The 20851-nt window shown below is 42.3% G+C and carries 21 protein-coding genes; 16 read left to right on the plus strand and 5 right to left on the minus strand.

The genetic code is table 11. From position 1 onward, the window contains the following. Window positions 1-31 precede the first annotated feature (31 nt). From AC1RRY_RS19580 to AC1RRY_RS19605, 6 genes are all read left to right on the plus strand, one after another. Entirely contained in the window at window positions 32-370 is a 339-nt protein-coding gene (locus AC1RRY_RS19580) for a potassium transporter KefB (protein WP_492821430.1), read from the plus strand. Window positions 371-422: 52 nt separating this feature from the next. Then, the gene (locus AC1RRY_RS19585; protein ID WP_492821428.1) at window positions 423-629 is read left to right on the plus strand and encodes a hypothetical protein; all 207 of its coding nucleotides are present in this window, start codon (window positions 423-425) and stop codon (window positions 627-629) included. A 59-nt stretch (window positions 630-688) separates the two neighbouring features. Next, window positions 689-1027: a potassium transporter KefB gene (locus AC1RRY_RS19590; protein ID WP_492821426.1), complete on the plus strand. Its 339-nt coding sequence runs from the start codon at window positions 689-691 to the stop codon at window positions 1025-1027. 147 nt (window positions 1028-1174) lie between these two features. After that, window positions 1175-1843, plus strand: a complete 669-nt coding sequence (locus AC1RRY_RS19595) for a heavy metal-binding domain-containing protein (RefSeq protein ID WP_492821424.1) — start codon at window positions 1175-1177, stop codon at window positions 1841-1843. Window positions 1844-1976: 133 nt separating this feature from the next. Beyond that, window positions 1977-2324 (plus strand): ArsR/SmtB family transcription factor, encoded by a 348-nt coding sequence (locus AC1RRY_RS19600; protein ID WP_492821422.1) that lies wholly within the window; start codon window positions 1977-1979, stop codon window positions 2322-2324. Then, the gene (locus AC1RRY_RS19605; protein WP_492821420.1) at window positions 2308-2817 is read left to right on the plus strand and encodes an SRPBCC family protein; all 510 of its coding nucleotides are present in this window, start codon (window positions 2308-2310) and stop codon (window positions 2815-2817) included. The genes AC1RRY_RS19600 and AC1RRY_RS19605 overlap by 17 nt, the downstream gene beginning before the upstream one ends. Window positions 2818-2863: 46 nt before the next feature. Here AC1RRY_RS19605 and AC1RRY_RS19610 read toward each other — a convergent pair whose 3' ends face one another. Further along, window positions 2864-3361: a DinB family protein gene (locus tag AC1RRY_RS19610; protein WP_492821418.1), complete on the minus strand. Its 498-nt coding sequence runs from the start codon at window positions 3359-3361 to the stop codon at window positions 2864-2866. 201 nt (window positions 3362-3562) lie between these two features. Continuing rightward, window positions 3563-4114: a DNA-3-methyladenine glycosylase I gene (locus AC1RRY_RS19615; RefSeq protein WP_492821416.1), complete on the minus strand. Its 552-nt coding sequence runs from the start codon at window positions 4112-4114 to the stop codon at window positions 3563-3565. Window positions 4115-4451: 337 nt separating this feature from the next. Between AC1RRY_RS19615 and AC1RRY_RS19620 the strand changes: the two genes are divergently transcribed. The 3 genes from AC1RRY_RS19620 (at window position 4452) to AC1RRY_RS19630 (ending at window position 8539) form a co-directional block, all read left to right on the plus strand. Further along, on the plus strand, window positions 4452-5471 hold the full coding sequence (locus AC1RRY_RS19620; RefSeq protein ID WP_492821414.1) for an acyltransferase family protein: 1020 nt from the start codon (window positions 4452-4454) through the stop codon (window positions 5469-5471). Between the two features lie 144 nt (window positions 5472-5615). After that, window positions 5616-6776 (plus strand): signal peptidase I, encoded by a 1161-nt coding sequence (gene lepB, locus AC1RRY_RS19625; protein WP_492821412.1) that lies wholly within the window; start codon window positions 5616-5618, stop codon window positions 6774-6776. Between the two features lie 893 nt (window positions 6777-7669). Beyond that, window positions 7670-8539: a hypothetical protein gene (locus AC1RRY_RS19630; protein ID WP_492821410.1), complete on the plus strand. Its 870-nt coding sequence runs from the start codon at window positions 7670-7672 to the stop codon at window positions 8537-8539. Window positions 8540-8713: 174 nt separating this feature from the next. On the opposite strand, the gene AC1RRY_RS19635 is transcribed toward AC1RRY_RS19630, so the two are convergent. The 3 genes from AC1RRY_RS19635 to AC1RRY_RS19645 all read right to left on the minus strand — a co-directional run bounded on the left by AC1RRY_RS19635 (window position 8714) and on the right by AC1RRY_RS19645 (window position 11100). Then, complete coding sequence (locus AC1RRY_RS19635) at window positions 8714-9466, minus strand: DUF3307 domain-containing protein (RefSeq protein ID WP_492821408.1); 753 nt, start codon at window positions 9464-9466, stop codon at window positions 8714-8716. After that, complete coding sequence (locus AC1RRY_RS19640) at window positions 9456-10085, minus strand: hypothetical protein (RefSeq protein WP_492821406.1); 630 nt, start codon at window positions 10083-10085, stop codon at window positions 9456-9458. Before AC1RRY_RS19640 ends, AC1RRY_RS19635 begins: the two co-directional genes overlap by 11 nt. Before the next feature lie 301 nt (window positions 10086-10386). Continuing rightward, a complete protein-coding gene (locus tag AC1RRY_RS19645) occupies window positions 10387-11100 on the minus strand; it encodes an NUDIX hydrolase (protein WP_492892929.1) in 714 nt (237 codons plus the stop codon). A gap of 106 nt (window positions 11101-11206) precedes the next feature. Between AC1RRY_RS19645 and AC1RRY_RS19650 the strand changes: the two genes are divergently transcribed. The 7 genes from AC1RRY_RS19650 to AC1RRY_RS19680 all read left to right on the plus strand — a co-directional run bounded on the left by AC1RRY_RS19650 (window position 11207) and on the right by AC1RRY_RS19680 (window position 20836). Further along, window positions 11207-12844 carry a carboxylesterase/lipase family protein gene (locus AC1RRY_RS19650; protein ID WP_492821402.1) on the plus strand — a complete coding sequence of 546 codons (1638 nt, stop codon included), beginning with the start codon at window positions 11207-11209 and terminating at the stop codon, window positions 12842-12844. Window positions 12845-13053: 209 nt separating this feature from the next. Next, entirely contained in the window at window positions 13054-14655 is a 1602-nt protein-coding gene (locus AC1RRY_RS19655; protein WP_492821400.1) for a carboxylesterase/lipase family protein, read from the plus strand. 574 nt (window positions 14656-15229) lie between these two features. After that, the gene (locus AC1RRY_RS19660) at window positions 15230-16159 is read left to right on the plus strand and encodes a sugar phosphate isomerase/epimerase family protein (protein WP_492821398.1); all 930 of its coding nucleotides are present in this window, start codon (window positions 15230-15232) and stop codon (window positions 16157-16159) included. A 193-nt stretch (window positions 16160-16352) separates the two neighbouring features. Continuing rightward, window positions 16353-17207, plus strand: a complete 855-nt coding sequence (locus AC1RRY_RS19665; RefSeq protein ID WP_492821396.1) for a sugar phosphate isomerase/epimerase family protein — start codon at window positions 16353-16355, stop codon at window positions 17205-17207. Window positions 17208-17219: 12 nt separating this feature from the next. Next, window positions 17220-18605: a glycosyl hydrolase gene (locus AC1RRY_RS19670; protein ID WP_492821394.1), complete on the plus strand. Its 1386-nt coding sequence runs from the start codon at window positions 17220-17222 to the stop codon at window positions 18603-18605. 15 nt (window positions 18606-18620) lie between these two features. Then, window positions 18621-20069 (plus strand): oxidoreductase, encoded by a 1449-nt coding sequence (locus tag AC1RRY_RS19675; protein ID WP_492821392.1) that lies wholly within the window; start codon window positions 18621-18623, stop codon window positions 20067-20069. Then, window positions 20066-20836 carry a 3-ketoacyl-ACP reductase gene (locus tag AC1RRY_RS19680; protein ID WP_492821390.1) on the plus strand — a complete coding sequence of 257 codons (771 nt, stop codon included), beginning with the start codon at window positions 20066-20068 and terminating at the stop codon, window positions 20834-20836. The genes AC1RRY_RS19675 and AC1RRY_RS19680 overlap by 4 nt, the downstream gene beginning before the upstream one ends. The last annotated feature ends 15 nt before the right edge of the window (window positions 20837-20851 follow it).

Raw genomic sequence — 20851 nt, forward strand, 5'->3', positions numbered from 1 at the left:
AACTATTAATTACTCATAAACGAACAAGAACATGACATCGAAAAACAACGTAACAGCATCACCGGTCAATTGGCCTTCATTGATAAGAAAAGCCCTGTTTGGTGCGGCCCTGGGTCTGGTATTCATCTTAATTTTTGTATTGCCTGTTAAAGACCCGAAACCCGAATGGGGGCAGTACTGGATGATCCGTCCACTCATAATCACTCCGCTGGCTGGTGCGGCCGCAGGTGTATTCAATTACCTGATGGATGGGCTTCGTGCGCAGAGCGAAGGCAAAAAGCTGCTGGCCAATATATTGACGGTGGTAGTATACCTCATAGGCCTGTGGATGGGAATAATACTTGGATTGGACGGTACCCTGTGGGATTAATACATAAAAAGTATTTAAAAGCATATTATTCACAATAAAATAAATAGGCGATATGAAAAACAAAGCAGGTAAATTGATAGGTTTTGCCATAGGAATGGTGGGATTTCTGACAGTATTCAAGGTGTTCTTTCTTCCGAATATTCCACCGGAGGATGAACTTGCCCCGGGCGCAGTGGTTATTCTCTCGGTTATCAACGGAGTGATATTCGGGATTGCAGGGAATTTATTACAGAATTATTTCAACAAAAAGAGCGTCTGAAATGGGGCTCCTGAATAGACCTATCTTTATTGTATCACATCTGAAAACATTGAACGAACATGACAGCACAGAGCAATTTAAAATCAATATTAAGCATTACGCCCCAGTTAATTAAGCGCGTATTAATCGGCACGGCCATAGGTTTGGCAGTAATCCTGTTTTTTGTATTAAGAGTTAGTCCGAATCACCCAGATTGGGGACAATACTGGCTGATACAGCCCCTGGTAATTACCCCACTAGCAGGCGCAGCCGCAGGGTTTTGTAATCATGTGTTAGATATCCTGCGTATAGAAGGCGGCAGCAAAAAAGTGCTGGCCAATATTCTGGCTGTTCTTATCTATATCATTGGTCTTTGGATGGGCATTGTCTTAGGTCTGCACGGCACCATGTGGAATTAATAGATTCTGACGTTTTGAGCTTAGTTTAGGGTAAGGGTTAAAAGCTTCCTCGTGTGAGGGGGCTTTTTTGTTTATTTGTTGGTATTTCTGAGTAGCAATTTGTACTTTTAAGAATCACTTATTTCAAACCTAACCGAAACCAACCCTATGGAAAAATGCCCGAACTGTGGTACTAAAATTGCGCCCAATTCCTTTTTCTCACCGAATGCACTTACTGATCAGAATAAAACGGATTTAATCAATTATTATCTAGAAGAGCAAGATAAAAGAGAAGCTTATTGTGATGCTTGCTCTCATCACTTGTATTCGATTGCACTAGATAAACTAAAACTTGAGGTACTAGAAATAAGAGAACAGCAAAAAAAGGAGATTATGAATTTACTTTGCCTGAATTTACAATCGCCTCAAGGATGGGATTATGAGCCAATAAGTATGATAACGGCACAGTCTACAATGGGAACCGGTTTTTTAAGCGAAATGTCTTCTGAATGGAACGATTTCTTTGGATTGGAATCGAAAACAATGAATAGAAAAATACTGAAAGGAGAAGACAACTGTCTGAATATCCTGAAAAGTAAATGCGTAATGTTCGGAGGGAATGCAGTAATTGGCATAGATGTGGATTATTCTGAATTGGGAGGAGGAAGGAACATGATAATGGTGTGTATGACCGGAACAGCAGTCAGAGTAAAGAATACACAAGTGTTGCCGGAAGAGAATAGAAACTGGATTGGCAGATTTACAGATTTAGAAGGACAAATGAAACGTTTTGACGCATTCTCTGCAATTGTTCAATCCCAAATTATTAATCAGTAAACATTCTTTCCTCAGTTTTTAAAACGACGTAAGGGATAATACCTTAGCCTAAGAAATTTCCCCAAAAAAATCAAGAAATAATTTGCGCAAGTAAATGCTTGCTTATATATTTGCAAGCAAATAATTGCTTAATATGGAAACGAGACGAGATGTTTTTCAGGCCATTGCCGACCCTACGCGTCGGCAGATTATAGAAATGTTGGTGCAAAAGCCACTGAATGTGAACGAAATCGCCGATAATTTCGATGTCACCCGTCAGGCCGTTTCACTACATGTCAAAATTCTGTCGGAATGTGGCCTGATTGTAATCAAAAAACAGGGGCGTGAACGCTACTGCGAAGTAAAGATAGACGAACTCACTCAGGTGGCTGAATGGGTTACCTATTGCCGGCAATTCTGGTTACAGAAATTCAGCGCGCTGGATAATTACCTTCACAAAATTCAATCTACAAAAAATACAGATCATGATACAACAGCCTGATAATGCTGAGTTTGTGCTCAGTTACGAATTCAATGCGCCTAAAGAACTGGTATTTGGCGCCTTCAGCACAGCCGAAGCCATGAACGAATGGTGGGGACCTGTGCAGACCCAAAACTCGGTTATGAGTCTCGACTTTCGTCCGGGAGGTATCTTCCATTTCAAGATGGAATCGGAGCATGGCACTAATTACGGACGATTTGTTTTTGGCAATATCAAGCCTTATGACCTGCTTGAATTCACCAATTCATTTGCCGATGCACAGGCCAATGTTATTCCGGCTCCTTTTGAGATTACTATCCCCGAGCGCATTTTTTACAGACTGCTTTTCAGCGAAAACAAGGGGATTACCACCTTAACCATGACAGGCCGGCCGGTTGATGCCAGCGCCGAAGAAGAGGCCGGATTCCGTTCTATCAATGCCAGCATGCAAGAGGGCTTCGGGGCTTCTTTCAATCAATTAGCTGATTACCTGAACAAAACAAGCAAGGCATAAGAAAGCTAAAATGGTAAATGCAGCGGTTGGTTTATATAGCGTAAGGTTACTTTGTGCCTTCAATCAGCCAGTCGAATCCTGTAATGCCTGCCGCCTTTAGTCGCTCAATGATTTGTGCGGAGTGATGCTGAATATGCCTGATGTTGATGAGATGCAGTTCCAACCTGCTCACCGGATACCACTCAAACCCCGAGGGCTCGTGCAGGGGTAGGGTGGTGATGTCTCGCTGCAGGCCGGCAATGATATCATCTATAAAACCGAGCAGTTCAGTAGCCGTATGGATAGTATCGGTAGTGGGTGCCGCTTTCAGGTTTTCAGACCCGCGGATGGCATTTGCCCAGGGCATAAATGCCCAAGGTGAAGCCGACAAATACATTTTAGCAGCCCATAGTGTATGAAAAGCCACCTGCCAGATTGGGTTCTGGTAAGCTTTGCTGTTCCAGAGGTCGTCGGGTGTTTTTTCAATCACCAGTCTCAGAGTAGTAAGGACCGCTTTGTATTGCGATTCCAGCACTTCGGCAAGCATTTCATTATCGGTAGCCATTTGCGGATGGTTTTATTACAATAGTCGGTCAATTTCTGCTATTTTACAATAGGAAATGCCTGGAAGAAAAAAGAAAAAACTCAGGGAATAGGGGAGGAAGATTAATCTGCAGTCGGGCGGCCCATACAGGCCACCCCTTGCAGCTCGCGTAAAGTTTGTCGCGGTGAAGCGACGGATTCAATCAAAAAATCGTAGAGCCGCTTAAACGGCCTTGTTCCAAAGCGGTTGTTCGGCTAATACTTTATGGTATATCTGGCAATTGGCATCGTGCGCGCCGGGCAGGTAGCCAATGCTCATCAGAAATTCGTTCACAATTTCGCCTCCGGTAAACCGGAATGTTTTCTTAAACAACTTCACCCATTCGTCTTTGGTGCGCGGGTGGTTGGCTTCCAGCCATTTTTCAAACGAACCATGCGAGGCCTGCAAGCCCAGAATGGTACGGGCGTTTTCTATGGCTGCATTAATTTTCAGCCGGTTTCTGATAATCCCGGCGTCGGCCATAAGGCGTTCACGGTCGGCCTCGGTATAACCGGCTACTTTTTCAATATTGAAATTGTCGTAAGCCACTCTGAACGACTCTTCCTTGCGCAAAATGGTTTCCCAGCTTAAACCTGCCTGATTGATTTCCATGATCAGCCGTCCGAAAAGCTCGTTGTCATCATGTATCGGAAAACCATAATGGTTATCATGATACTCTTTATGAAGCGCTTGTTGAGCCCCCGTCATACGGTCGATATAAAAACAATAAGACATTTCTAAGTTTTTTTGTCAAGCAAAGATAAGGCTAATACAAAATAGGGTAACTACACAAAATGAGGAGTTTTAGCTGAATGAGGTTTTCAGGATGAATTACTCCGGTTTTGTGTTCGAAGGAAGGGTATCAGCAGACATTTCGATTGATTTTGAAGTCGGCAAAGTGGTAATCTTCAAAATTTGCATCAATCGGCTTCGTTTATAGCAATCATAAAAAAAAACAATAAATTGGTTTATATGCGTATAAATGCTCAATTTTGAAGGGCATCCTGTTCTTTGCACACAGTATTTTGCCGGTTATAAAAGGTATATTGAATGCTTTATATAAAGTATAGCCATGAATTTGAAAAGAGACCTGACCTTAGATGTTGCCAAAGGAATAAGTATTGTCTTCATGACTTTATCCCATTTCAGTTTTATAAAAAAGCATGACATCCTCAATTATATCAATCAGGAGTTACTCGTCATTTTTAAAATTCCATTGTTCATTTGTATATCCGGCTATCTTTTGACTGACAAAAGAAGTTATAAAGCGTTTCTTTTGAACAAAGCCGATGGTTTATTGAAACCATTGCTTTCGGTGTTTATTTTTACATGCATTATATACAGTGCTTATAAGTTTTCTAAAGAAAGTACAGGCTTTGCAGAAATGGTAGATAAAAACCTGATTGCAATAAAGAAATTTTATATGCCTGTATGGTTTATAGTAAGTCTGTTTTTTTCATTGGTAATTTTCAGAACATTGGTATTAATCAGGAAAGCAAGTCAGCTTGATGTTTTCTTGTTTGCAATTTTTGTGTCGTTGATATCGCTTTCAGTGCTGAATTATTATGAAGCTGAATGGTACATTTTTAAGTTCGCAAATTTGTTATACTTTTTGCTTTTTCTTTTTGCCGGTTATCTGGTTCGTCAATACGATTATCTGACAGTTCTGCTAAAACCCCGTTTTTTTCTTTTTAACTGTCTCATTTATATAGGCTATTTGCTATTAAAAGATCCGCTCGATATAAAATTGGGCTTATTCACTAATCAGTTCAAGCCTTTTTTACTAACGCTGGTTTTCTCGCTTTCAGGTATATGTATGGTTCTGACTGTTGCTAAGGCAATTTTAAAAATTGATGTGCTGTCCTACATTCTCATTTCATGTGGTCAGAGCAGTTTCTTTATATTGATTTTTCATTACCTGATCGGCAATTACTGGGTAGGACCAATACTGATAAAGTATTTAGGTAATCATATTTTTACTGATGCCTTAAGCTTTTTTGTTACAATATTTATTTGTGTAATGCTGAAGAAACTGACCGAAAGAATTAGTGTTCTTAGGTTTTTCTTGCTGCCATATGGAAGAAATAGTTAGAGGCATATCCGGTTAGGTTGATTGCTTTAACAGTTTGAGTAGAGTAATGGGGATTAGCTATCCACGCAAAAAATATTTCCCTCTTTCCAAATAAACTAATTCCTGATTCTCTGGTCTAATGTGCGCAATCTTATTTAAAAGCGAATGACCAAAAAAACTACTACCGCCGAAGCGCCTCAACCTGCCCTTAAAACACCTAAAAAGAAGTCGCCTTTGCGCGAATGGTTTGACTCCATCCTTTTTGCCGTAGTGGCCGCCACCCTGATTCGCTGGCTGATGTTTGAGCCTTATACCATCCCCAGTGGCTCTATGGAAGCAAGCCTGCTGACAGACGATTTTATTTTCGTGAGCAAATTCCATTACGGTACCCGTACCCCCAAAACCATTCTTCAAATACCACTTACCCACCAGAAAATCTGGGGTACAGAAATCCCTTCGTTTCTCGACTGGATTCAGATTCCGCAATTCCGTCTGCCAGGCTTTACACACATAAAAAATGGTGATGTAGTTGTGTTCAATTATCCCGGCTGCCCCGAGCGCCCCGATGAATTTGGCGGGTATGATAAATACCCTGTCGATCTGCGAACCAATTATATCAAGCGTTGTATCGGTATACCTGGCGACGTAGTGGCATTAAACGCCGGACAGATAACTATAAACGGAAAACCTTTTCAGAACCCGTCAACAGTACAAGGGGAATATGAACTGGAAACCGACGGCGCGGTAAACGACAAGGTTTTCAGAAAATACGGTATCAGCGAATTTGCGCAGGCCTTTAGTACGGATGATAAAACGCTGTATCTGGTAAAAGCCACCGGACAGGCCATCAAAGATTTACAAGCGCTTGATTTCGTGAAAAACACTCGCCAGATTATACTGGCTAAAGGAGATACCACCAACCGTAATTTGATTACTTTTCCGTATAATACCCGCTTGTTTCCTAACAATCAGGATAACATGGAGGCATTTGCCGTGCCTAAAAAGGGTGTAACGATTCAACTCGACGAAAAGAATATGGCCTTCTATAAAGGAATTATTACCACTTTCGATGGCAACGATGATGCCCGTTACGAAAACGGAAAGATACTACTTGATGGTAAGCCGATTACTTCATACACCTTTAAGCAGAATTATTATTTCATGATGGGCGATAACCGCCATAGTTCTGACGACTCTCGTTTCTGGGGCTTTGTACCCGAAGACCATATTGTAGGCAAGGCTGTATTTGTCTGGATGTCGTTCGATAGAAACGGTACTTTCTTCAATAAAGTCCGTTGGAAACGCCTGTTTAGTATTATTCACTAAGTATCACTCCGGTGCCTGAGCGAAGCCGAAGGCACCGGCAGGAATCAATACGAAAGCCTAATGATTTTATTCTGTTGTTAATTCAATACATTTAGATATTCCAATCATCAAGGATAGAATTTTATTTTTACATACATTGTAGCTTTAATTTTTAAATCAAAACGCATGCATAAATAAAGCGGGTCTTACATATTAGTTAATAGTCTTATCTTGTTACGCAAAACTTCCGAAACTTTACTGACACAAAGATAGACGCAAACACCCATAATGGGCGGTGTGGTCTATTTTGTGTTTGAGCATCGGAAGTGCCTGCGTGACTGCCCGTTTTTTTTGTCCCAATACTTACATTTATGTAACCTTTATTACTATCTCTGTTCTTTTATTTTTATGGTGGTATCTGGAGCACAAAAGGAAAAATAGCCATAAAAAAAGAAGGTATGTACCACTCGTATAAGCCTCTTATTAATCATTTTAAGGAAGTTGGTTTTGAATATGACAACATCTCTGATTGGAGAAAACAGTGTTTCAGCTTAACTGGACACACTGAAAATTTCGGATATAAAGTATACATTGAACTAACAGAAGACGACTATTTAATTATAATTGTTAAGGTATAGCTAATACAAAGAGGAATCCAGAGATTGGGTTTTTTATGCTTCGGAAGACGAGGTTTCACAGTGCAATGTTTTTACATAGTGAAGAAGGATTTTATTAAATAGAGCACTTCAGTACATTGAAATGAAATATGGGATTTTTGCTTTTATATCCGCAGAATCTCCCAACTGGGCGTCCTAATACGGGCTTGCAAAGAGACACTGAGGCCATAGCCAGTAAATGCAAATAGTATTTGTAATCTTTATTACATTTGGAAAAATTAGATTATCAGTAAATTTATGAATAGGTATTTCTTAGCAGTTTTCGTTTGGTTCTTTAAATTAGGAATCGCTCATGCTTGTTCTTGTATTGACAAGTCTGCTATAAATTTACTTGATTATCAAAAAAGCGACTTGATTTTTGTAGGTACTTGCACAACCAAGATAACTAAGGCAGGAAAAACTTATGCAGTATTCAGCATTGAAAAACTATTTAAAGGCAAAACGGCTAATAAAAAGGTTGAATTATACACAAGCCAAATTGATGGAGATTGTGGACTGGACATTAAAGTTTCGGAGAAATGGCTTATACTGGCTAATCAAACTTTAGTGGGATACTACGGGTCAATGTGTGGACATAGTGGTAAAGTTGTTTATAAGCAGAAGGAGGTGGCTTATTTGAATTTGATTTTGTCGTTCTCAAAAAAGAGTGTAGAAGATTATTATTTTAATGATAAAATTATGACAGTAAAGGGGAAATTGCTGTACGGAAAAGAAGAAGGGAAATGGATTTATATATTAAAAGAAAGGAGTAAATCACAGCATCTGGTTAATTATAAAAACGGATTATTAATTAATTGGTTAAGCTTGGATGCTAATGGTAATAAAGAGGAATTTATAGAATTTAAGGATGGACAATTAGTTAAATACTATATCTTTTCTAATAATAGAAGTAAAAAATTAGTTTATGAGATAATACGTCAAAATGAAGCAGTAATTTTTAAAGATTATAAACGAAAAGAAGAAACGAAATTTTTAACTTATTCTAATAGAATAAGAGTCCTGAATAAAGATAACAAACTAATCAAAGAGTTTAACAATGAATTGATGAGAGTAGATATTGTTAAGCAAATGCTTCAACCTTTCTGGAGAGTGGATTCTTCCATATAAATTAATGGATAGTTCTGGAATTACATTTGTATCAGCAAAATCTTCTCAGTCATTTTGCCTACCATTTTAAAACGGTTTTACAGCATTCTTTTCAAAAAGCGGATGACACACCAGTTGACAACAAAGGAGATTATCCATGACTTATATACACTTGAAACTTGATTGGTTCATATGTTATATTAAAAGTAGAAAATTAATCGTTGCTCCTGTAAGAATAGCCAGTGCATAACTCAGCATTGTACCTACCAATACGTATTCGCTTCTTAAATGGCTGTTGTGGTCGGCAAATCTGATAATGCTTTTGCCTGTTATCAGAAAGCCTATAGCTTCATATTGATTCAGTAGCACAAGTGTGAGAATAATGATTCTTTCAAATTGACCGATTAGTTTTCCGCCATGTTCAATATCTGCCTGTGAAGTAACATTATTGTCGTTAGTACTGGTTTTCGGGATATTGGCTATAATAAACCTGATTAGGTATCCTGCTGGATAAATGAGCCAGATGTAGCCAAGCAGAATTAAGCTTAATTTATAATTAGTAAACGGAAGACTGATGGTTTTAAAAATCTTATCACCTAAGCCCAAATACCAGAACCAGACACCTGCAATAGTGATGAGATGAATCAACTGGTCAATAATAAACAATGGATAATCTTTCGAGGGATATTTTTCTTTCAATTTAATCTTCAAACCGTCTGTTATCCAATGTATCAGTGTTATGAAGAGAGTGACTTTCCATAATCCGCTCAGCGCAAAAGTTATAATAAATACAACAGCTATATGACTTACCATAGCCCATGAAAACCAGCTTTTCTCCTTTACCATGCGGTTGGTTTGCAATACAAAATCACTGATGATGTGAGCTAGCAATAATCGTAGCAGCAAGTTCCCTTGTTCTGCAGAAAAAAGGATTAGGTCATTTTTCATCGGCATAAATTCTTTCAAATCTTTTTACCATTATATCAATTGCATGCCAGTTACCACTATTGCTATGTTTATTGACAGTTGGCTGACTAATTCCTAATTTTTCAGCAATTTGAACTTCAGTCATACCAGACAGCTTGCAGTGAATTACTTCACATTGTAACGAAGTTGCCCTCGAAATAATGGTATCTAGTAAAATAATTTCTGTTTCTAATTCGTCATTGTAAATATCGCTGGTGCCGATGGCTAATGATTGTTTATTTTTTTTCATATTATCCAGCATTCGTCCCGATAATTCAAAGGCCTTCCCGTTAGATATAGATAGGTTTTCAGAAATTAAGTCTACTGTACCAATCCCAATAGCGATTCTTGCATCATAGTTTTTTGTTTTGTCAAAACTCCTGATAAATGTTTTTTGAAGTAATGCTAGTTTTAAGGCATTATGCGGAGTGAGAATAAAACATTGAAAACTATCTCCACGGAAAATCTCACTTTTGGCATAATATGTATTATCTAGTTCTTGTAGGAATTTATTGAATTTTTTTAAAAGTTTTTCTCTCTCTATAATTTCTATTGAAGTTGAGTTTATAAAATCTCCTGTAATAACTGCTTTCAGTCCCATAAAATTAAGTTTCTACAATATTAATTATAAATTTAATATTTTGCAATTATAGCCTTTATGGTGCATAATTTAATATTATAGCCTTTTTATGTTATATTATATATATATAGTATTAAAAGGCTATATTTTGTGAGAAATAATATTCAATCATAGGTGGATATATATATATCCACCGACTAGCCGAACTAAAATCTTGAATAAATAGATATTTTTACCACTAATGAAAGATTAAACGTCACATGCTAATCTATTCAATAACTTCCCTATCATCATTAATTATTCAATCAATAATCCCAACCTCCTAGCCCTCCGCCACCTTAAAACTATACAAATAAGGTGCTTTATGGGCCTTGCCGGAATATTGCTTGTCGTGACGTTGCAGGATATTCAGGCTCAGTATTTTGCGTTGGAAAGTCGTCCGGCGTAATTTTTCGTCCAATATCGCTTCGTATACCTTCTGTAGCTCGTTCATAGTGAACAGGGGTGGCAGCAGATTCACACTCACCAGTTTGCGTTCCAGGTTATCGCGCAGGGTTTGCAGGGCTTTTTCAACTATCTGGAGGTGATCCTGCATCAGCGGAGGCAGTTGGTCAAGCGCATACCACTCGCATGAGTCCGACAGAGCATCAGGCGTAGGCACAACTTTTTCATAATCAATAAGTGCGTAGTAGGCTACCGAAATGAATCTGTCGAGCATCCAGTGGTTCTCCGGCACGTTGTGTCCGTTGGCTTCAAGAATAATCTTCATTACTTCCGGCTTGTAACGGGCCACATCGCCAAAAGTATAAAACTGCTCCAGATAAATATTGTCGAGTCCGGTTCTTTCTTTCAATCCCCGTCGTACTGCCACATTCAGGTCTTCGTCCATACGTACAAAGCCACCCGGCAGAGCAAAAAAGCCTGTGTTATGATATTTCATAATCAGAATTTTAAGTTTGTCACCGGAAAAACCGAATATGACGGAGTCATACGCAATGTGCGTTAAAAATTTTCTTTCTTCCAAGGGTTTAGGTATTTAAATCAAATGCAAATATAATTTTTTTAGAAATAAGTATGATAATTTCTAAAAACCAATTATTATTGTCACATATTGAGACAATAAATAAATTTTATTAAAAAAAATGAGAAAAATATGCTATTTTCTAGGTATGTTGCTGTTGTCGAATGGAGCTGTTCAGGCACAGGGCAATAATGCCTTTGCGGTGCAAACCACCATTGCCAACGGTATAATAGAGGGAAACTACGATACCAAATCGGGTATTCAGACCTATTTCGGAATCCCATTTGCCAAACCCCCGGTTGGTAATCTACGCTGGAAAGCCCCGCAGCCCGTCGATAACTGGAAAGGTGTAAAAGAAACCAAACAATTTTCGGCACGACCCATGCAAACGGTTGTTTTCGGCGATATGAACTCCCGCTCCAATGGCGTGAGCGAAGACTGTCTGTATCTGAACGTGTGGACTCCCGCCAAACGCAATACAAAAGACCTGCCCGTACTGGTTTATTTCTATGGTGGTGGTTTCGTGGCAGGCGATGCCTCAGAACCCCGTTACGATGGAGAAGCCATGGCTAAAAAAGGTATTGTAGTGGTAACGGTCAATTACAGGCTGAATATTTTCGGTTTCTTCGCGCATCCGGAGTTAAGTGCAGAGGCTCCTTACAAGGCTTCGGGCAATTATGGTCTGCTCGACCAGGCCGCTTCTTTGAAATGGGTGCAGAAAAATATTGCCGCTTTTGGTGGCGACCCAAAGAAAGTAACTATAGCCGGTGAGTCGGCAGGATCTATTTCAGTAAGTGCTCAAATGGCATCGCCTTTGGCCAGAAACCTGATTGCCGGAGCCATCGGTGAAAGCGGTGCCGGTATCAACCCGACGCTTGCCCCCGTGCCATTGGCTGAGGCCGAAAAAACAGGTGCCGATTTTGCCAAAAATGCAGGCTATACCACATTGGCCCAACTAAGAGCTTTAAGCGCACGCGACATCTACGAAATCTATAACGATTCGAAGCGCTTCGGCTTCCCGACGGTTATCGACGGATACTTCTATCCGAAAACCATCACACAAATTTTCAATGCCAAAGAGCAGGCGCAAGTGCCGCTTCTATTGGGTTGGAACTCAGCAGAAATCCCCGGTGCTGCTTTTATGTTTGGCCAGCCGTATAAAGATGAGGCCTACATGGCCCGTGTGAAAAAGGAATATCCGAACGATTACGAAGAAGTACTGAAACTGTATCCGCATGGATCAGAGAAAGAAATAGAATTGTCGGCCACGGCGTTGGCGTCCGACCGTTTCATTGCCTACAGTACCTGGAAATGGTTCGACCTGCACCGCAACAACAGTTCGCAGCCTGTTTACAGATATCTCTACAGCAAATTGCGCCCCGCTCTGGTTGATCAGTCGCTGGCATCGGGTCTGGCCGGTGGAACTGTGAAAAAGGAGGGTAATACACCTAAAATGCCTGAGGCTGTTGGTGCACCACATGCCTGCGAAATTGAGTATTGCATGGGTAACCTGCACCTCATTAAAGAGTATGCATGGACAGCCGACGACCACAAAGTATCAGAAACTATGATGAACTATTTTGCCAATTTTATTAAAACCGGAAACCCCAATGGTGCTAAATTACCTGACTGGCCCTCGGCTAAGGCAGGTGACAGCACCCCTCCGGTGATGATTCTGAACACGGAATCGAAGGCCGAAAAAGCCAAAGACGACGCCCGCTACCTGTTTTTGGATAAGGCTTATGGTAACAATAAATAACGAATTAACCTTCTTGAACTTTGATTGAACTGATTTTATGATTGCGTTGATTCGGAATTTTACTTCTCTGAAAAAATTGAGGGATTGGAATAACAAAGGTGCTTGTTTTAATAGTTAACAACCGCAACCAAGATTTGTTTCATTCGTTTAAGCATCAGTTAAATCATAAAATCAGCTCAATCAAAGTTCAGACAATCCTTTTTTTACATATGAAAAAAATCTTCCTATCGCTAGTGGCAGTTTGCCTGGTAGCAGGCGCTTCGGCGCAATTACAAACCGGCGAAAACGTGGCTGTTACCAGCACCGATGCCGGAAAAGTGCGCGGTTATGTGCACAATGGTGTATATACTTATAAGGGTATTCCGTACGCCGAAGCGAAGCGTTTCGAAGCACCCCATAAACCTAAAGCGTGGTCGGGTGTGCGTAGTTCTTTAACCTACGGCCCTGTAGCGCCATTAATGGTACCAACCACGACTGTGCAGGATGAAAGCGAGTTTGTGTTTCATCACGACTGGGGTTTTACCAGCGAAGACTGCATGCGTATAAATGTTTGGACGCCAGGTATCAACGACGGCAAAAAACGCCCTGTACTATTCTGGATTCACGGGGGTGGCTTCACCGCAGGTTCATCGCAGGAGTTACCCTCTTATGACGGCGAAAACCTGGCCAAAAAAGGCGATGTGGTAGTGGTGTCTATCAACCACCGTTTGAATATCTTGGGTTACCTTGATTTATCTGCCTATGGTGATAAATACAAGCAATCAGCCAACCTGAGTATCATTGATATGGTGGCTGCATTGGAGTGGGTGAAAACCAACATTGCTAACTTCGGTGGTGATGCAAACAACGTAACCATTTTCGGACAATCGGGTGGAGGAGCCAAAGTAAATACTTTGATGGCCGCTCCATCTGCCAAAGGATTATTCCACAAAGCCGTTAATCAAAGTGGCGCTTTCCGCACTACTCTATTAGAAAAAGCCGACACACAACTGATTGGCGCCGAAGTGCTGAAAGCACTCAATCTGCAACCCAACGAAGCAGACAAGCTACAGAGCGTACCGTATGCCGCGCTGGTAGATGCCGGAAACAAAGCGTTGAAAGTGGTAGCAGATAAATTGAAAGCCGAAGGCCGTAGTCCCGGTGGATTTGGATTAAGCTGGGGCCCAAGCCGTGACGGCGAGTTTCTGCCCAATCAGTTTACTGACCCTGCTGCGGTAGAATTATCGAAAAATATTCCTTTGTTGATTGGTACCGTAAAGAACGAGTTCATGGCTTCGTTGTTCAGCGGTATGTCTAATGCAGATGCTGACAAGGTGAACGGCTTCATCAAACAGCGTTACAATACCAAGGCAGATGCCTACACGGCAGCCGTGAAAAAGGCGTATCCTGCCGATACCAGACCTTCTGACCTCATGGATGTGGATCTGATGTTCCGTCCGGGTGCAGTAGTTCAGGCAAAGGCAAAAGCTGCGTCAGGTGGTGCTCCAGTGTATATGTACCTGTTCACCTGGCAGTCACCCGTGCTTGACGGCAAATACAAAGCCCTGCACTGCATGGAACTACCGTTTGTGTTCAATAATATTGCCCGTTGCGAAGAGATGACCGGCGGAGGCAAAGAAGCCCACGCATTGGCCGCCAAAATGAGTCAGGCTTGGATAAACTTTGCCAAAACAGGCAATCCCAATGCCACTGGACTACCGAAATGGGAGCCATACACGGTAGATAAAGGCGCCACTATGATGTTCAACAACACCAGCACCATCAGCTATCACCACGACAAAGAATTGTTGGAAGTAACAGCACAGCCGTAAAGTTTATTGAGTGAGTTAGTGATTGAGTGAATGAGTGATTGCAATAGTTTTCTACTTTGCATTTATTCAATTTCATTAGAACTGTCTTTAATATCTCAATGAAATATTCTTTCAGTTAAGATTATGGATAGTTAAAATTTAAAAACAATCACTCATTCACTAAATCACTAACTCACTCAATAATACTAAAAAGTTTCATACGCTTGGTATTCTGGATAATGTTGGTGGTTTCTGTCAATCATTATTTTAATTTTTAGATTCAGCCAGTAGATAGGCTGAATCCTTTCTGAATAACTCTCTGCTATTCTATAGCCAGAGAGTTATTTTTGTTTAAATAATATCGTTTCTACCCCGGTTTTTTCGTAGAGCCGCATTGCAATGCGTCTTCGTTGGTCTATTCGCTCAAAAAACATTTTATATGAAATAGATTCGCAAATATATTCGTTGATAACCCAATTCGTCGAAAGCCGCATTGCAATGCGGCTCTACTTGAAATTCTTCAAATCAAAATTTTCTTATAATTTTTCAGCCTCTGAATTGTACTTCTATCAGAATTATTTTACTAATTTTAAGCATGGACAGACGACATTTTATAGGCACAGCCATAACTGGTAGTATTTTTGCAAAAAGTAATATTGTTTTTGCAAAACCAGTACAGGAGCAGAAAATCAGTGTATTTTCGAAGACACTCCACTGGATACCCGACTACAACAAATTAGCCGAAACCGTGGCAACCATAGGTTTCGATGGTATTGATTTAACCGTTCGGCCGGACGGACACGTGACTCCCGAGCGCGTGGAAGAAGACCTGCCCAAAGTGGTAGAAGCCGCCAAAAAAGCCGGTATCAGTGTACCCATGATAGTAACCAATATTCTGGAAGCTACCCCGCTCACCGAGCATGTGCTACGCACGGCTTCGGCACTGGGTATTAAGCACTATCGCATGGGCTGGTATCAGTTCGATATGAAAAAGGATATTCTGGCGCAGGTGGCAGGCTTCGAAGAAAAAATGAGAGGTGTAGCCCAACTGAACAAAAAATACAATATCTCGGGTGAATATCAGAACCACGCGGGCCTGTTTCTGGGCGCTACCGTATGGGACTTTGAACCGATTCTGAAACGAATCAATTCTCCGTTTTTAGGCTGTCAGTACGACGTGCACCATGCAACCCATGAAAGCGAGACCTCATGGGAAGTCGGGTTCAGAATCATTGAGCCCTATATCAAATCTATTGCCATCAAAGATTTCAGACGAGTACCCAAAGACGACAAGATAGTGAAAGAGGGCTGTCCGTTGGGACAAGGCGTGGTGAATTACAGTAAGTATCTGTCGTTATTGAAACAATATAACATTGCAGTGCCTATTACCATGCACTTTGAGTACAAGCTGGGCGGTGCAGAAAACGGCGCCAAAACCCTGACCATCGACCCGAAAGAAGTAACATCAGCCATGAAAAAAGACCTGATTGTCTTCAAAGGCTGGATGAAAGATAATGGGTTATAACATCTCACCCTTACCCTCCCTATGCAGGTAGTCCTAACTGTGGGAAGGGTATAAAACTTCTTTGGGTGACTTGGAGGTTCGAAGGATGTGGATTCTTAAATTAAAATTTGTCGATAAACCTATTTAAACATTCTACTCACATCTCCCTCCCCACGGTTGGGGAGGGCCGGGGTGGGGTTCTCAAAACCAAGCAATGAAGAAACTATTCTACCCTTTACTACTACTAATTACAAGCCTGAGCCCTCTGGCGGCGCAAAAAGGCAAACTGCTTTTTCCGGATAAACCGGGGATGGTGTCTTACACCTATCGCAAAAGTCTGGCGAAAGATGCGGCAGCAACGCTTGACACCATCAAGTCGCTGGGTATAACCGACATGGAGTTTTCGAGCCTGTTTGGTAAAACAGCACAGGAGTTACGCCAGTTGCTCGATGCCCGTGGCATTAAATGTTCGTCGTACGGAGTAGGGTATCCCGACCTGACTAATAAAATAGATGAGGTGGCGCAGAACGCCAAAACCCTCGGCGCCAAGTTTGTACGTGTGGCATGGATTCCTCATCAGGCACCATTTACTCTAGCTATGGCGCAAAAAACGGTGGAAGACTTCAATCGCTTCGGCAAAATTCTGAAAGACACTTACGGTCTTACCTTCTGCTACCATAACCACGGGTATGAGTTTCAACCGCATGAAAACGGCACTTTGTTTGACTACATTGTGCAGAAAACCGACCCTAAATACGTGAGTTTTGAAATGGATATTCTCTGGACGTTCTTTCCGGGGCAAGACCCTGCGGCTTTGCTCAATAAATACGGTAAGCGTTTCAAGCTGATGCACCTCAAAGACCTCAAGAAAGGTGTAGCAGGCAATATGTCGGGCGGAACATCGCCTGAAAACGATGTAGCGTTGGGAACAGGGCAGCTGGACATCCCGGCCATACTGATAGCCGCCCGCAAAGCCGGGGTTGAACACTATTACATAGAAGACGAAAGCTCGAACATAGCCACGCAGGTACCACAAACCATTGCGTACTTAAAAAATCTGAAAAAATAAAAACCACCGCTAATGATTCGCATTGATTACCATTTACAACCTACCGACTTAAGCAATAAACTAAAAAAATTCTGGGAGCTTTCCGGCGAGAAAATCTCCTCAATTGAATATAACTATGATGTTTCAAAAGGCTCGCCTGTTTTTACAGCAGCCGGAAAATACACCACCCGTGGCTGGACAGAATGGACACAGGGTTTTCAGTTCGGTTCGGCTATTCTGCAGTTTGATGCCACGGCCGACACCCGTTTTCTGGAAATGGGTCGCCGCAAAACCATTGAGGTAATGGCGCCGCACATCAGCCACATAGGTGTGCACGACCACGGCTTCAACAATGTTAGCACCTATGGTAACCTGCTGCGATTAATGCAGGATGGTAAAATAGAACAGAACCTCTGGGAGAAAAACTTTTACGAGCTAGCACTGAAAATATCCGGTGCCGTACAGGCCAGCCGCTGGACAACCATCAAAAACGGAGGTTTTATCCATTCGTTCAACGGGCCTCACTCACTCTTTGTTGATACCATCCGTTCATGTCGTGCTTTAATGCTTAGTTATAAGATGGGTCATATTTTTCAGGGCGAGGGCGATATGAAAATCAGCTTGCTGGGCAGAGCCTTGGCGCATATTAAAGCCACAGCCGACTATTCGGTATTTTATGGCGAAGGCCGGGATTCTTACGACATATGGGGTCGCACAGCACACGAGAGCGTATTCAATACTACCGATGGCAACTTCCGGTGCCCGAACTCACAGCAGGGTTATACAGGTTTCACGACATGGACACGCGGCCTTGCCTGGGCTATCTGCGGTTTTGCCGAAGAACTGGAATTTCTGAACACCTTACAGGATGCAGAACTTGACCCGTTCGGTGGTCGGCATGTAATTGAAAACTACATGCTGAGAGCTGCCCGCGCCACCTGCGATTTTTATATTGAACAAACACCCGTAGATGGAGTGCCATATTGGGATACCGGCGCACCAAACCTGCATAAACTGGGTGATTACCTGAACAAACCGGCTAATCCGTTTAATGATTATGAGCCTGTCGACAGCTCGGCAGCGGCCATTGCAGCACAGGGTTTGTTGCGTTTGGGCAGATACCTGAACGACAAAGGAGAAACAGAAGCAGGTGAGAAATACTGGCAGACAGGACTGACGGTGCTGAATACTTTGTTGGATGAACCCTACCTGAGCACAAACCATGCGCATCAGGGTATTTTACTGCATTCTATTTATCACCAGCCCAATGGATGGGATTTCGTGCCCGAGGGTAGCAAAATAGCCTATGGCGAATCAAGTATGTGGGGCGATTATCACATGAGAGAAGTGGCCTTGTATGTGCAGAAGCTGATTGATAATGACCGCTACTATACTTTCTACAACTGTTTGAACAGCTAAAATTGACGACCGACAATGAGTACCAAAAGTAAACCGAAATATTCGAGGGTTGCCCAGTTAAAAACCACTGCCGATTTACGCAAGTATCTGACAGACAACGAGGTTGACCTTGATTTTGATGACGAACTGGTTGATGCGGCCGAATCACCATTTGCACAGGGATTAAAATTGCAGTCGGGCAAGTATATTGGCAACCGCTTCTGCATCTTGCCTATGGAGGGTTGGGACGGCACCGAAGACGGCCGCCCCAGTGAATTTACCAAACGCCGCTGGGAAAACTTTGCCGTAAGTGGTGCAAAACTATTGTGGGGTTGTGAGGCGGTGGCTGTTCGCCGTGATGGCCGTGCAAACCCGAATCAGTTGTGTATGAATGAAGCCAACTTTCAGGACTTCGTAGACCTCTATCAGATGGTGATGGATAAGCACGCCGAGAAGTTTGGTAATACAGACGACCTGCTGGTGGGCTTGCAATTGACGCATTCGGGCAGATTCTGTAAACCCAACAGTCATAAAAAGTTTGAATCGCAGATATTGTATCATCATCCTTTATTAGATAAAAAATTCGGAATCAGCGATGAGTATCCGCTCATGACCGACGACGAAATTGACGAACTGGTTGAGGATTTTATAAAAGCGGCTGTGCTGGCACAAAAAGCAGGGTATCATTTTGTGGATTTAAAGCATTGCCACGGGTATTTGGGGCACGAGTTCCTGAGTTCTTTTGACCGGGATGGCAAATACGGTGGCAGTTTCGAAAACCGCACGCGTTTCCTGCGCAATATAGTGGAGGGCATCAAACGCGAGGCTCCCGGTCTTGAAATGGGAATCCGCCTGAGTGCATTCGACTGGGTTCCTTTCAAAAAAGGGGAGGATGGACAAGGGGAGCCTGATTATTCAGCCGGAGAAACCTATGGTTATGCCTTTGGCGGCTCAGGGCAAGGTACTACGATAGATTTAGATGAACCCAAAGCCTTTCTGGCATTGGCGCAGTCGTTGGGCATTCAGCTCATTTGTATTACAGTGGGCAGTCCGTATTATAACCCGCACCTCACACGGCCGGCCATATTTCCGCCATCTGACGGCTACCAGCCACCGGAAGAACCTTTCCTTGGCGTAGCACGGCATCTGGCCGTTACACAAGAGCTGAAAGAGGCATTTCCGGAGATGGTAATTGTAGGTTCAGGATATTCATACATGCAGGATTGGCTGCCTAATTTCGGTCAATATGTATTGCGTAATAACATGGCTGACTTCGTAGGTCTCGGCCGCATGGTGTTATCGTACCCAACGCTACCGGATGACGTATTGAGCAACCGCCCGTTGCAGCGTAAACTGATTTGCCGTACTTTCTCCGATTGTACCACAGCACCGCGCAATGGACTTATTTCTGGTTGTTTTCCACTCGACCCTTATTATAAGAGCATGGACATTGCTGATCAATTGAAACAATTAAAAGAGCAGTGAAAAAAGTAGCATTCATAACAGGTGGTAGCCGTGGTATCGGTTTAGGCATTGCCGAACATCTGGCAAAAGCAGGCTTCAACCTGGCTATCAACGGCATGCGTCCGGAAGCAGCGGTACAAGAAGTGCTTGATGATTTAGCGAAAACAGGAGCAGAGGTAATCTATTGTCAAGGTGACATTGCCTCAGCCGACGACCGCAAAGCCATGCTGGCAAAAATCAGGGTGCATTTCGGATGCCTGCATGTACTGGTGAACAATGCCGGAGTAGCGCCCAAAGAGCGTAATGATATTTTGCTGGCTACAGAAGATAGTTTCGATTACGTGATATCGACCAATCTGAAAGGTACCTATTTCCTGACCCAGGCGGTAGCCAATTGGATGATAGAGCAGAAGGCAAGCACTGAAAACTTTCAGTTTTGCATCATCAATGTTTCGTCTATTTCTGCCACAATAGCTTCGGTGAACCGTGGAGAATACTGCGTATCAAAAGCCGGACTGAGCATGGCTACGCAATTGTTTGCCGTGCGCTTGGGCGAGTACAATATTCCGGTGTATGAAGTACGCCCAGGTGTCATTAAAACCGATATGACCGCCGGAGTAACCGCCAAGTATGACCAACTGATTGAAAATGGCTTATGTGTGCAGAAACGATGGGGATACCCTGATGATATCGGCAAGGCAGTAACCGCATTAGCCACAGGGGCTTTCCCTTATTCAACCGGACAGGTGCTGATGGTAGACGGCGGTATGACGCTGGGGAGGCTTTGATAAAAATCGTGAATG

This window comes from Emticicia sp. GW821-FHT11C11, from assembly GCF_058808615.1.